General features: G+C 38.9%; 11 protein-coding genes, 4 tRNA genes and 2 pseudogenes. 4 read left to right on the top strand and 13 right to left on the bottom strand.

What is annotated here, in order from left to right; all coding sequences use genetic code 11:
• The 8 genes and pseudogenes from NRL14_RS15315 to murB all read right to left on the bottom strand — a co-directional run.
• Positions 1-77: pseudogene (locus NRL14_RS15315) on the bottom strand (elongation factor Tu); the annotation flags it as partial.
• Positions 78-205: 128 nt separating this feature from the next.
• Positions 206-281, bottom strand: a tRNA-Thr gene (locus NRL14_RS15320).
• An 11-nt stretch (positions 282-292) separates the two neighbouring features.
• Positions 293-367: transfer RNA gene (locus tag NRL14_RS15325), tRNA-Gly, on the bottom strand.
• A 44-nt stretch (positions 368-411) separates the two neighbouring features.
• Positions 412-496, bottom strand: a tRNA-Tyr gene (locus NRL14_RS15330).
• 40 nt (positions 497-536) lie between these two features.
• Positions 537-612: transfer RNA gene (locus tag NRL14_RS15335), tRNA-Thr, on the bottom strand.
• A 126-nt stretch (positions 613-738) separates the two neighbouring features.
• A complete protein-coding gene (locus NRL14_RS15340; RefSeq protein ID WP_306725055.1) occupies positions 739-1,449 on the bottom strand; it encodes a type III pantothenate kinase in 711 nt (236 codons plus the stop codon).
• Positions 1,446-2,438: a bifunctional biotin--[acetyl-CoA-carboxylase] ligase/biotin operon repressor BirA gene (gene birA / locus NRL14_RS15345; RefSeq protein ID WP_306725056.1), complete on the bottom strand. Its 993-nt coding sequence runs from the start codon at positions 2,436-2,438 to the stop codon at positions 1,446-1,448. The genes NRL14_RS15340 and birA overlap by 4 nt, the downstream gene beginning before the upstream one ends.
• On the bottom strand, positions 2,438-3,445 hold the full coding sequence (gene murB / locus NRL14_RS15350; RefSeq protein ID WP_306725057.1) for a UDP-N-acetylmuramate dehydrogenase: 1,008 nt from the start codon (positions 3,443-3,445) through the stop codon (positions 2,438-2,440). The genes birA and murB overlap by 1 nt, the downstream gene beginning before the upstream one ends.
• A 142-nt stretch (positions 3,446-3,587) precedes the next feature.
• Between murB and NRL14_RS15355 the strand changes: the two genes are divergently transcribed.
• Positions 3,588-5,429, top strand: coding sequence for a M1 family metallopeptidase (locus NRL14_RS15355; RefSeq protein WP_149613505.1), 1,842 nt, complete (start codon positions 3,588-3,590; stop codon positions 5,427-5,429).
• A gap of 53 nt (positions 5,430-5,482) precedes the next feature.
• Here the strand turns inward: NRL14_RS15355 and NRL14_RS15360 are convergent, their stop codons facing one another.
• Positions 5,483-6,076, bottom strand: a complete 594-nt coding sequence (locus NRL14_RS15360; protein ID WP_007378046.1) for a DUF2057 domain-containing protein — start codon at positions 6,074-6,076, stop codon at positions 5,483-5,485.
• Between the two features lie 92 nt (positions 6,077-6,168).
• Here NRL14_RS15360 and NRL14_RS15365 point away from each other — a divergent pair, with 92 nt between their 5' ends.
• The 3 genes from NRL14_RS15365 to NRL14_RS15375 all read left to right on the top strand — a co-directional run bounded on the left by NRL14_RS15365 (position 6,169) and on the right by NRL14_RS15375 (position 9,667).
• On the top strand, positions 6,169-6,540 hold the full coding sequence (locus NRL14_RS15365) for a histidine triad nucleotide-binding protein (RefSeq protein WP_007378045.1): 372 nt from the start codon (positions 6,169-6,171) through the stop codon (positions 6,538-6,540).
• A 219-nt stretch (positions 6,541-6,759) separates the two neighbouring features.
• Complete coding sequence (locus NRL14_RS15370; protein WP_007378044.1) at positions 6,760-7,416, top strand: response regulator transcription factor; 657 nt, start codon at positions 6,760-6,762, stop codon at positions 7,414-7,416.
• Positions 7,417-7,510: 94 nt separating this feature from the next.
• Positions 7,511-9,667: a response regulator gene (locus NRL14_RS15375; protein ID WP_306725058.1), complete on the top strand. Its 2,157-nt coding sequence runs from the start codon at positions 7,511-7,513 to the stop codon at positions 9,665-9,667.
• Positions 9,668-9,707: 40 nt separating this feature from the next.
• Here NRL14_RS15375 and NRL14_RS15380 read toward each other — a convergent pair whose 3' ends face one another.
• The 4 genes and pseudogenes from NRL14_RS15380 to NRL14_RS15395 all read right to left on the bottom strand — a co-directional run bounded on the left by NRL14_RS15380 (position 9,708) and on the right by NRL14_RS15395 (position 13,636).
• Entirely contained in the window at positions 9,708-10,283 is a 576-nt protein-coding gene (locus tag NRL14_RS15380; protein ID WP_007378042.1) for a hypothetical protein, read from the bottom strand.
• Positions 10,284-10,321: 38 nt separating this feature from the next.
• A pseudogene (locus NRL14_RS15385) lies at positions 10,322-11,641 on the bottom strand (mannose-1-phosphate guanylyltransferase/mannose-6-phosphate isomerase); the annotation flags it as partial.
• 91 nt (positions 11,642-11,732) lie between these two features.
• The gene (locus NRL14_RS15390) at positions 11,733-12,506 is read right to left on the bottom strand and encodes an amidohydrolase (RefSeq protein ID WP_306725059.1); all 774 of its coding nucleotides are present in this window, start codon (positions 12,504-12,506) and stop codon (positions 11,733-11,735) included.
• A complete protein-coding gene (locus tag NRL14_RS15395) occupies positions 12,494-13,636 on the bottom strand; it encodes a methionine aminotransferase (protein WP_306725060.1) in 1,143 nt (380 codons plus the stop codon). Before NRL14_RS15395 ends, NRL14_RS15390 begins: the two co-directional genes overlap by 13 nt.
• Positions 13,637-13,668 lie beyond the last annotated feature (32 nt).

Raw genomic sequence — 13,668 nt, forward strand, 5'->3', positions numbered from 1 at the left:
GTTTTACCGTGGTCAACGTGGCCGATTGTACCAACGTTTACGTGCGGTTTTACGCGTTCAAACTTTTCTTTTGCCATGACGGAACCTATCAGTTTTGTGTATCTAAATTACATATGAAAATAATCCACCAGAGGTAGATTAAGTTAATTTTTTCAAATAGTATTTTCTGACAGATAAAGGAAGTAATCAAGGAGATTCTTAGGACTGGTGCTGATAGGCAGAGTCGAACTGCCGACCTCACCCTTACCAAGGGTGCGCTCTACCAACTGAGCTATATCAGCAACACAAGAACTGGAGCGGGCAGCGGGAATCGAACCCGCATCATCAGCTTGGAAGGCTGAGGTAATAGCCATTATACGATGCCCGCATAAAAATCTGTTCTTAAACTACCTCTAACCGTCAAGAATAAAGTGGTGGAGGGAGCTGGATTCGAACCAGCGAAGGCTGAGCCGTCAGATTTACAGTCTGATCCCTTTGGCCGCTCGGGAACCCCTCCACGATAATTCTCTACTAATTCACTTCCGGTAAAAGGAAAGTGGTGCCGACTAACCGAGTCGAACGGTTGACCTACTGATTACAAGTCAGTTGCTCTACCAGCTGAGCTAAGTCGGCACTGCTTTAGTACGGGGCGAGATATTAGAGTAAGGTTTATTGGGATGCAACTATAAAATTAAAAAAAGTGTAAATTTTTAGTTTAAATGCTCAATATTCACGCGAAAACACGTTTTTTGCACTTTTTTATGTTGTTTTACTTAGTTCGCGCCAATAATGTAACCCCCTCATTACTAGCAATGAATCAAAAATACTTCCTGCAAATTGCTGCTGTAAAAGTAAGCCATAGCCACCAGCAAAAATTATTTGTACTTTTTGCTCTGTTTTTTTATCCGTTAAGTGCAACTTAGCTTGCTCAATTGCTCCAATGGTTGCGACTAAAGCACCGTTTTTTAAACCATTAGGCGTATTTTTACCCAGTTCATTGGTGAATGGAGTTTTACCGTCATCAAAAACACGTTGAGTATTTTGTGTAAGTGATGAGGTCATTAAATCAAGCCCGGGTAAAATCCAGCCACCTAAATGCAACCCTTCACTATTGAGCACATCAATTGTTGTCGCAGTACCTGCATCAACAACAATGCATGCTGTGTTTGGATATAACGTAAAGCCTGCAATAAGCGCAAGCCACCGGTCTATGCCTAAGTTAGCTACATGCTCGTAAGCGCATACAAGATTTCCAAGCGTTTTGGTTACCTTGGCCTCAAAGCTAGTAATATTATTACTAGCCGCTTGCACGAGAATATCATTTAGTAAATCACTGCGCCCTACGCACGCATAAATCACTTCGGTTATTTGTAACCAAGGTAGGTTATTTATATCTGCTGGTTGTGCTTGCTCGTTATGCCACAGCACAGCTTTTAGTGATGTATTTCCTACGTCGATCAGTAATCTCATACTTGCGCCTTTCTGAGGGAGACTTCCCCACCGTAATAACTTTTTACTTCACCATCTTGGCGAATTCGTATTCCACCTTGTGGGTCAATACCTTCGCATATTCCACGCCAGCTTCGGTGTCCTGTATTTAGCTCAACATAATCGCCAGCAAACGCATTAAGCGAATTCCATTGCTCATACATATCTTGTAAGCCAGTTTGACGATACTGCACTAAACGCTGCTCTAAATGATAAGTAAGTGACGCCACCAGCTGGTTTTTATCAAGCTTTTGAGTATGTTGATTTAAATCGGTCCACGCTTGGTCTATATTTTTACTAAAACTTTCTGGCATTTGTAAATTAATACCTATACCAATCACTAACTGACAAGGTCCTTGCGGTTGCCCATCTAATTCAACCAATACACCTGCAAGTTTTTGTTTATTTATATAAATATCGTTAGGCCATTTAAGCTCTACGTCAATTTGGTATAACGCTTTAATTGCATCATAAACAGCAAGGCCTACCGCAATTGATACACCCATTGCAGCTTGTAAGCCGTCATCTAAACGCCAAAAATAACTGTAATACAAATTAGCGCCAAATGGGGATTGCCAAACACGGCCGCGTCGGCCGCGCCCTGCTTGCTGCATTTCAGCAACAATAACAGTACCAGACTCAAGCGCTGTTTTAGCCTGTATACGGCGCATAAGCTCGCTGTTGGTCGAATCAATAATAGGGTGTACTTCTACATCGGCAGTATTAGCACCTAGCGCTTTGTAGTGCTGATCAATTTGTGTTTTATTTAAAAGGCCCACCTGACTATTCAAACAATAGCCTTTGCCAGTCACTTTAAAAATATCCAAGCCCATTTCTTGTAACGTTTTAATATGTTTACTTACCGCAGCTCGGCTAATGCCAAGCTGTTCACCCAGCGCTTGGCCAGATACAAAAACACCTTGCTTTAAAGCATTTAAAATAGCGAGTTTGTTTCCATCAGGTGCTTTCATTACTTAGGCTCCGCGTTAATATGGCATTCGCTGCGTGCATCCATTAAACGTACTTCGTGCTCTAAAATAATGTTGTAACGCGTATAAACCACTCGCTGAATGTGTTTAATTATTTTTATTAGGTCGCTGCCTTCACTATTTCCGTGATTAACAAGTACTAGTGCTTGTTGTTGATGCACTTCAATACCTGCCTCGCGGTGCCCTTTTAAACCACTTTGATCGATTAACCAACCTGCCGCGACCTTATGATGACTTTGCCCATATTCGTAATGAGGTAAATCAGCAAATTGCTTTAATAGCTCAGCTAACTGCTGGTTGGTTATTATAGGGTTTTTAAAAAAGCTACCCGCATTGGCAAGTGTATATGGGTTAGGTAATTTGCTATTGCGAGTTTGTATTATTTGATCGAACACAGCCTGCGGCGTAACAACCTTAAGTTGCTGCAAAGGGCCATAACTCAATACTGGTTGCCATTTTTTTGGGAGCGCTAAATGTACCTGCGTGATCACCGCTTTATTTTTAAGGGCATGTTTAAATATTGAGTCTCTGTAAGCAAATTCACATTGTTCGTTATTTAATAAATGCATAGTGTTAGTGGTTATATCAAAGTACTCTACCAACTCAACAAAATTAGCTATTTCAACGCCATAAGCACCAATATTTTGTACCGGCGATGCGCCAACAGTCCCTGGTATAAGTGCTAGATTTTCAAGCCCGGGTATATTTTTCTCTAATAAATAGCTAACTAGTTGATGCCAGTTTTCGCCTGCGGCAATACTTATTAGTGTGTTGCTCTCACGCTCGGTAATTTTAATACCTTTTAAGGCTATCTTTATAACCGTACCCATGTAGTCATTTAAAAATACGGTATTACTGCCCTCGCCTAGCAAACAAAACGGCGCGCTAAAACTTTGCGTTTTAAGTTGCTCAAGCTGAGTAATTTCAACAAAATTTTGGCATTGGCTGTTTAATGCGAATGTATGTAAGGAGTGTAATGAATGCGCCACAAAGCTCTCTAAAAATACCGGTAACTAATCGCAATAGTTTACCTCATCGTCGCAAATGTGGCACTAGATTGTAAAAATCACTCAACCCGCCGTGTCAATCGTGATATAAAACCTGCACTTTTTATTTGTGTTCAGAGTAATGATGAAAATTAAACCTCTTTTTTTAAGCCTCGCTATGGCGGGTATGTGTTCGCAAGCAATGGCTAATGCGATAGACCAAAACTCGTATGCTAACCTTGATGATGTTGTTACTACTCACTTAAACCTTGATTTAGATGTCGACTTTGCCGACAAGCAGTTAGAAGGTTTTGTAGAGCATACTCTTCAGTGGAACAACAGCAAAAGTAGAACTCTCGTACTTGATACCCGCGACTTAGACATTGATAAAGTAATGTACAAAGATCAAAGCGGTAACTGGAAAAAAGCGACTTTTGATTTAGCTAAGCGAGATGACGTTAAAGGCTCAAAGCTTACTATTGTGTTTAAAAACCAAGCTGAGGTAGTTCGTATTTACTACAACAGTCGTCCAGAAGCTTCAGGCCTGCAATGGTTAACACCAGAGCAAACGGCAAGTAAAACGCATCCATTTATGTACAGCCAATCGCAAGCAATTCATGCACGTAGTTGGATCCCAGTGCAAGATACACCCGCAATGCGTGTAACTTACTCTGCACGAATTCATACACCAAAAGATATACGTGCTGTAATGAGTGCCGACAACAAAGATGCGCTTTATAAAGATGGCGACTACATTTTTGATATGCCACAAGCAATTTCACCTTACCTAATTGCTATTGGCGCAGGTAACTTAGAATTTAAAGCAATGTCGCACCAAACTGGCATATTTGCTGAGCCTACAATTTTAGATGCCTCAGTTGCTGAATTTGACGACACCCAAGCCATGATCGACAAAACAAACGCGATGTACGGCGAATATGCATGGGGTCGCTACGACTTATTAATGCTACCACCAAGTTTTCCGTTTGGTGGCATGGAAAACCCACGCTTATCATTTATTACTCCAACTGTTGTTGCTGGTGATAAAAGCTTAGTTAACCTTATTGCTCACGAGCTTGCTCATTCTTGGTCAGGTAACTTAGTAACTAATGCAACGTGGGAAGATTTATGGTTAAACGAAGGTTTTACCTCGTACGTTGAAAACCGCATTATGGAAGAAGTATTTGGCCGTGACCGTGCAGTTATGGAACAAGCACTTGATTCAGCGTCTTTACGCGCACAACTTAAAACAATTGATGCACCAGATACACGCCTTAATTTAAAGCTTAACGGCCGCGACCCAGACGATGCATTCAGTTCAGTGCCTTACACTAAAGGTCAATTATTTTTAATTTACCTAGAAAACAAATATGGTCGTGATAAATTTGACCCGTTTGTAAAAGCGTACTTTAAAGAGTTTTCGTTTAAATCACTTACTACCGCGCAATTTGTTACTTACTTAAAAGCTAACTTAATAGAAAAGTATCCTGGTGTTGTAAGCATGGATAAAGTAAACGAATGGATTTTTGAACCTGGATTACCAAGTGATGCGCCAAACCCTACTTCTGATGCATTTGATAAAGTAGATACAGCAACAGCAGCATGGCTAAAAGGCGACACAACTGCAACTCAACTGCCAACGGCTGATTGGTCTGTGCATGAGTGGCTACACTTTTTAAATAACTTACCACGCGATTTAAGCATAGAGAAAATGAGCGAGCTTGATAGTGAATTTAACCTAACGCAATCAACTAATGCTGAACGAGCATTTGCTTGGTTTATGCTAGCAGTAGGAAATGGTTATCAACCAATTTACCCTGCACTTAATAAGCACTTATCAGGTATTGGCCGTCGTAAGTTAATTGTGCCGTTATATAAATCACTTATCACTAACGGTAAAAAAGACTGGGCACAAAGCGTGTACTTAAAAGCACGTCCTGGGTATCACCCTCTTGCACAAGGTACTATTGACGCATTATTTGAATAAATAGCGTTAACTAGAAACTAAAAAGGGCCAAATTTGGCCCTTTTGTTTTTCTGTTATTTTGTCACTTTTTCTAAAAAAGCTTTACGCTCTACAGTTGTGGCTTGTTGCCACCAAAAATCAAGCATATTCGCTGCGCTTGGCATCCCCTGACTATTAACAGGCCCTAGTGGCTTATTTGATTTTTGAGAAACAACAGCCGAACTTACCATTGGTTTCATCGGCTTTACTTTTTCCATTTGATTATTGGAAATAACAGTTAAGGGTTCAGGCAATGAACTGCCTTTGGCTTGTAAACTCACTTCTGGTACTTCTGCAAATAGTTTCGCCGACACGGCGTTATCTGCCCGATTAAACACCAAAGTGTAATTTTTCCCAGCTTCAACGGTAACATCTACCCAAAACGGTTCTGACTCAATCACTTCATGATCGTCAAAGCCTTGTTCATATAAGTCGGTATATTTTAATTTTAGCTGATAAGTACCCGGCGCAAGCTCTAAATCATCAACCCGACTAAATAGAGAGCTTTCTATAACACGCTCTCCCACTTGTAATGGCACAAACTCTTCAGGGAAGTGAATATTTTCTGCCATACTCGATACACTAAATAACAGCACTGCCGCACTGCCCATTAATACTGATTTACGCATATTTACTCCTTTAGTTATTTTCAGTTTGACACTGCTATGAAATTTTGTCATTAGTGAGCCTAAATTTCATAATATTTAATTAGGGACATACCATGAGTCAAAATACAATTTTTACAAAAATAATTAATCGTGAAATTCCAGCAGACATTATTTATGAAGATGATGATACCCTTGCATTTAAAGATATAAATCCTCAAGCCCCATTCCATGTATTGATTATCCCAAAAAAAGCAATTGCCACTATCAATGATATAAATGATGAAAATTCATACTTAATTGGCAATTTATATACCGTAGCAGCAAAGTTAGCTAAACAACATAATTTTGCAGACAACGGCTATCGAGTAGTAATGAACTGTAACGAGCATGGTGGGCAAACTGTATACCATATACACTTGCATATGCTTGCAGGGAAAGAGATGGGCTGGCCTCCGTATCAAGATGTTAAAAAGAGTTTTATTTAAATAATGACTTTTATTGTACTCTTTTAATATACGTTAAGTGCCAAATGTTAATATTTCTCATGTTTAACAAACGAAAAACAATTACTTATTTGCAACATTTTATGTTTAAATAATCGTAAAATCGTACTTGTTTTCAAGTAAAATAGCGACTTTCTAATACAAAAGGTGTGGAAGTCGTGATAAACTTAATCAGTCAGCTTTATAAAAGAGTATAAAAATATGAGCAGTTCTGCCTTTTTGTTATTAGATCAAGAGCCAATTAATACTATTGGCATTAACGTTTTAGAACCTTTGTTAAAAACGCAAGGCCTTGACGTAACCACAGGTACAAACATTTTAGATATACCTGAAGGGACTCGATTACTGTTTATTGAAACATCAAGTAAAGATGCATGGGGAAAGCTAAAAGAACAATTAGTAAACCTACGCGTTAAATGCGATATCATATTATTTAACCTAGACGAAAATCCAGAACTAGCTAACCGTGCATTATTAAGCGGTATTCGTGGTGTGTTTTATACGACTGATAACGCCGATGTATTAATGAAAGGTATTCGTTTATTAATGGAAGATCAGCTTTGGTATCGCCGTGACATAATGTGTAACGCATTAAACCGTATGCTGCAGTTTAATAAAGATGCACTTCATAAGCTAACTGAAGGTGATATAGAACCAGTTAAATTAACTAAACGAGAAAAAGCAATTATCTCGTTAATGAGTAATGGTTCTAAAAATAAAGAAATTGCTGAAGAATTAAGTATTAGTCCGCACACTGTAAAAACTCATCTATACAGTGCATTTAGAAAAACTAAATGTCGTAATCGCATTGAGCTATTGTCTTGGGCGCAGCAAAATATACCAGACGAAATTCGTTAAATACGCATTTCGTTTAAATATAAAAACAGACACTTAGGTGTCTGTTTTTATATTTACTACCCACTTGTTAAAACATCACTTCGCTGGAAACTAAATGCTCGACTCTTTCACTCTTTACTTTGCCAGCATAGCCATAGTGGTTGTAATGACCTTGCTTAATTTTTTAACATGGCGAACAAACAAGCAAACTCCGGGTACTCTGCTTTATATTTTTTACCCTATTTTATTACTGGGTTCTGTTATTGGTTTTACCCTTGTTGGTAATACACATAATTTAGTTATTATTAGCATTGCCAGTAGCATGATGTTTGCAGCTTCAATTGTGCATTGCCTATCACTCAGCCAATTTTTAAATTATCACGGTATTGGCTTCAAATTAATCTGCTCATTTACTGCTTTTAGCGCTGTAATGCTCGGTTATTACACCTTTTATGATCCCTCTTTACACGAACGAGTTATTGCATCTGATATACAACATATAGCTGAAGCTATATTTTTATTATTTATATTTATCAAACATGCCCGTGCGCCCTATCCTAATGGCAGTATTGTATACATTATTATATTGACTCTCGTTGCTTTTAGTTTTATTGGCCGCTCGTTATTTATGGACGATATTGAACAAAGTAATCTATTAATTAATGGCTGGTTTAGCTCACTATTATTTTTAAATGGCGTCATTGCACCCATGTTCTATGCTGCAGGCATGGCCTTATTGTGTAATGAACGCAGAGAGCAGCATCTCAATAAACTAGCCGATAAAGCGCAAAAAGACTTAGAAATACGCGGACTATTTCTCTCAACTATTAGCCACGAAATACGCACCCCACTGAATGGCATTTTAGGCAGCGCTCAGCTTGTCATGAACCAAACAAGTGATACTCGTAATAAAGCTTATTGCGAGGCAATTATAAACTCCGCCGAATCACTCAATTTACTCGTAGATAAAGTACTTGATTACGCAAGCCTAGATCAAAGTGATGAAGCACTTTATGAAGAAGATATAGAATTTAAAACATGGCTCAATAATTTATGTCTATTACTGAGCCCACTTGCCGAGCAAAAACATCTTAAATTTGAGCTTGTGTGCAATATTCCAGAGCAAGCTTGTTATTACTGCGACCAACAAAAACTTAGGCAAATTATTATTAACTTAGTGGGTAATGCCATTAAATTTACCGACCACGGTGTTGTGAAAATTCAAGTTGATTTAATTTTAGAGAAACAACTTGAACACACCATAAAAATAAGTGTAAAGGACTCTGGCCCAGGCATAGAAAACGACGAGATAGCTTACTTAACAGAACCTTATGTACAAAGTAGCGCAGGTAAAGAAAAAGGTGGAACCGGCCTAGGTTTAGCCATTACCAGCCGTTTGCTTGAAAAGCTTAGTAGCCGACTCGAAATTGCAAGCCAACTCGGTACAGGCAGTGTATTTAGCTTTATCGTCACTTTTACTTTGGGCGAACTAAGTTTAGTAGAGCAGCGACACCAGACTAAAGATTACCTAACAGGCCTTGATGTATTATTGGTTGAAGATTTAGATTTGAACCAAAAAATTGCTATCGAATTTATGGCCGACGATGAGCACAAAATTAAGCTCGCAAAGGATGGGAAAAGCGCTATTGAGCTTATGCAAAAACATCACTTTGATGTAGTGTTACTTGATATGAACTTACCTGACTTAACAGGCCAAGAAGTACTTAAACGCCTAAAGCACATAGATCATAAGAATCAACGAACTCCCGTGCTCGCTTTTACTGCAAGCCTTAGCCCCGACGAAGTAAAAGAATATTTAGAATTAGGAATAAAAGATATTGTTGGCAAGCCTATTAAACACCAAAAGCTTCGCCAAGCACTTAGCGACTCTCAATCAAATCAAACGGCTAATATTACTGTAGAACTTATTGACACTTTGTACGACGAAACCGCAGCAGAGACACTAACCACTTCGTTTAGTGAAGATGAAGTATCGTCTATTTATAACGAATTTGTACTTTCAGCACGAAATAAACTCATTCGTTGCCAAGAGCTTACTACTCAGCATCCAGAGCAATGTATTAAGCTTTTACATCGCCAGGCAAGCACAGCCTTACAGTTAGGTTTTAATCGTTATGGTATAGCGCTAAAAAAAATAGAGCGCCGCTTACTCGATAAAAAACCACACAACAACATGCTTGATGAAGCGTTAGATTTGTGGCAACAAAGCTTAGAGCAATATTTAAAGTTTGTGCGCGGGCAGTTAGAGTGAAATTAAAAAAGCGTTAAGGTTTTTTAAATTTCACTTTAAGTTAATCAAATCTTGCTACCTCTTCAAAGTTAAGACCTGTGAAACCATGTGCTTGCAAGGCACAAAAGAGGTTTAAAGAAACATCTTTATCATTTTTACGAGAATCAAAAATATATGTACCTTCAAATCGATCTTCTGGCATTTTAAATATACAGCTATGCTTAGGTAATTTTTCTTTTTTGAATATCGCTTTTTGTAATCCAATATTTAAGCTTGGCAGCATAAAAGTACTCATTTCAACATCTAAGATGCCCTCTATTTTTCGAGTGACATTATAAAAGTACCAGTTGTCATCACCTACATAGAAAGGCAATAACTCTCCCGAATCTTCAAAAATCTCCGCCAATTCATTTGCTACATGATCCCTTATAGCAAGACCCTGTAAATTTATTGCTGCCATATCACCTATAGGAGTCTTTTTTTCTTGATTATAATGCGCACTAAAATTTATTAATGTCGACTCTTTTGATGAACCATCAGGCTTCCATAGGTCAGGTTCACATAAAGCTTCGCTATCAGGAAATATGACTCTGTAATGATTAACATCCGGCGTTATTTTATAAATTACTTTACTCATTAGTATTGGAACGTCCTTTTTGGCATGGATTTGATTTTTTAACCCCTTCCATATTTATCATCAAATCGCTCTATATCACTTTCATCAAGTACAGTACCGGTTTGCACTTCAATGACAATTAACGGCTCTTTTTGATTATTAGCCAAGCTATGAATTTGTTTTGCGGCGATATAACACGATTGATCGTGCGTTAGCGTATACGCTTGCTCATCAATACATACATTTGCAATACCCGAAACCACCACCCAATGTTCAGCGCGATGCTGATGGCGCTGCGTCGAAAGCTTAGCACCGCTGGTAACAGTAATTTTTTTAACTTTAAAGCCAGTGCCTTCAACCAAAGTGCGGTAATTTCCCCATGGACGAAAAACCACTTGATGATGGTTAAGTTTATCAGCCTGTGTTGTAGCAATTTGCTTAAGTAACAAAGGCAGAGAATCTAGCTCATTTTGATTTGCGATTAGTGTGGCATCGTGGGTATGAATAATTGCTAAGTCACTTACTCCAAGCGTGGCAATAGTGTGTTCAGCCTCGTTAATAACCAAATTATTAGCGCTTTTTTGAGCAATATAATTAGCATTTGAACTATTACCGTTTTCATCTTTTTTTGTAAGTGCATCAAGGGATGAAAAACTACCTACATCACTCCATTTTAAATCAACAGGCATAACAACTACGTTATCGCTTCGCTCTAAAATAGCGTAATCAATTGAATCGCTTGGGCAGTGCTCAAGCGCACTATTGCTTGGGCGGGTAAACCCTAAATCTTTAGTAAATTGTGCGGCTGCAGCGACACTTGTTGCTATTTTTGGCGCAAACCGCTCGAGCTCTTTTAAATAGGCTGCTGGGGTAAATAAAAACATGCCGCTATTCCAGCTATAACCTCCTTGAGCTAAATAACGATTCGCTGTATCTAAGTCAGGCTTTTCTTTAAATTGTGCAACATCGTAACAACCCGTTCCAGCAATAGCCGCGCCTTGTTTTATATAGCCATAGCCAGTATGAGGCTCTGTAGGAGTAATAGAAAATGTAACTAGCTTTCCTTGCTCGGCAAGTTTTACAGCTTCAGGGAGCTTAGCCGTTAATACATCAAAGTTTTCAATATGATGATCGGCAGGCATCACTAATAACGGACCGGTAACCCCATTTTGCAGTGCATAGTGGGCGGCTAATGCGATGGCAGGCGCGGTATTTTTACCTTTGGGTTCGAGTAATAATGCACTAGGATTTGAGCTTTCAGCCTGCTCGGCGGCAATAAATCGGTGCTGTTCGTTACACACTAAAATAGCATTATCAAATAAGTTATTAGTAACACGCGCTAATGTACTTTGCAGTAATGACGTGTTTTCACTAAGGAGTGATTAAAGTGTTCATAATGTATATTAGCCGCCAACAAAAATATCAGCGACTATTTTAACACTTTATTGGCTCTGCGCTAAATTAACGTGTCTATATTAATGTAAAAGGGTCTGCATCTAAATAGGCAGGAAACGCTACTTTAAACTCATCCAGTGGTGCTTTTTCAAGTGTTATAGTAACTAGTTGCTCGGTGTCATCTTGCGCTTTAGTTAATGCATCGCCTTTAAAGTCGTATACTGCAGTACCGCCATTGTGCGCCACACCATTACCGTCGTCACCCACTCGATTAACGCCTACTACGTAACACAGGTTTTCCATTGCGCGCGCCATAAGTAACGTATCCCAAATATGGCGGCGCACAGCTGGCCAATTTGCTACGTTTATCATTACATCGTAGTCGTTATTATTACGTTGAAATACCGGAAAGCGCAGGTCGTAACATACTTGCGGTAATAGTTTAAAACCGTTGATTTCAAAAACTTTACGCGCTTGCCCTGCTACAACGTAATCGCCCTCGCTGCCTAAGCGAAATAAATGGCGTTTATCGTAATAACTCACCTCACCATCGGGTTTTACCCAATAAAACCGATTCGCTTTTTTATCGCCTTGTGCAACAAGTACAGAACCTGCAATAACCGCACTATGTTTATGAGCCTGCGCCTTTAACCACGTCAGTACTTTACCGTTTTCAGGCTCTGCACAATCTAAATTGATAGCAAAGCCAGTCGAGAATGTTTCGGGCAGTAAAATAAGATCGGGCTGATGCGTAATTGCTTCAAGCTGTTTATTAAACATGGCTAAATTAGCATATTTATCAAGCCAATAAAGCGAACTTTGCAATGCTGTAATGGTTAAAGTTGACATAATATTTGCGCAGCCTCTATGAGAGTGTTGTCGTTTTTAGCAAAGCATAAACGAATTACTTTGTCGGTTGGTGCCTTTTGATAAAACACACTTAACGGAATAGCCGCAACACCTGCTTGCTCAACTAACCAATGGCAAAAATCAACATCGTTTAAATCCGATACATCACTGTAATCTAACAATAAAAAATAAGTGCCCTGGCTAGGTAAAATTTTAAAACGGCTGTTACTTAAATGGCTCGCTAATAAGTCGCGTTTTTGCTGATAAAACCCGCTTAGCTCATCTATATGCTCACCTTGTTGCTCGAGCATATCGGCAAGCGCATGCTGTGCGGGGGTAAAACTAGAAAACGTAACGTACTGATGAATTTTTCTAAATTCGACAGCTAAATCGGCAGGTGCAATACAGTAACCCATTTTCCAGCCCGTGCTATGAAATGTTTTACCAAAACTCGATATAACAAAGCTTTTGGTAAATAATTCATCATCGCGTAATACACTTAAATGCGGTTGTTCATCAAACGTAATGTGTTCATATACCTCATCGCTTATTACATATAAATTGTGAGTGCTAACCAACTCTTTAAGCTTTTTTATATCATGTGGCTGTAATATTTTACCGCTAGGGTTATGAGGTGTATTTATAATAATTGCACGGGTATTTTTAGTAATTGCTTGGCTTACCACTTGCCAATCAATAGTGTAGTTTGGCGCACTTAAAGCAATGTGTACCGACTTTCCGCCAGCGAGTTCAATTGCCGGTTGGTAAGAGTCATATGCAGGGTCAAATACGATCACTTCATCACTGGGGCGTACAATTGTTTGAATAGCCACAAACAATGCCTCTGTTGCACCCGAGGTAACAGTCACTTGATCAGCTGCGTTTATATCAGCTGCATATTTGCGCTTTGCTAAATCAGCAATTTGTTGCTGTAATCGTGGTACACCACTTGAAGGTGAATATTGATTAACGCCCTGCTGCACATAATAATTTAACTGCGTTTTTAAAAGATCAGGAGCATCAAACTCAGGAAAGCCTTGAGAGAGATTAATTGCCGAAAACTCATTAGCCAACCCACTCATTTGGCTAAATATACTAACGCCTAAATTTGGTAATTTACTTTCAAACACGAGATGCCCTTAATGATGGTTTTGCGCTTAAA

This window comes from Pseudoalteromonas sp. 20-92, assembly GCF_030847595.1.
Lineage (GTDB): Bacteria > Pseudomonadota > Gammaproteobacteria > Enterobacterales > Alteromonadaceae > Pseudoalteromonas > Pseudoalteromonas fuliginea.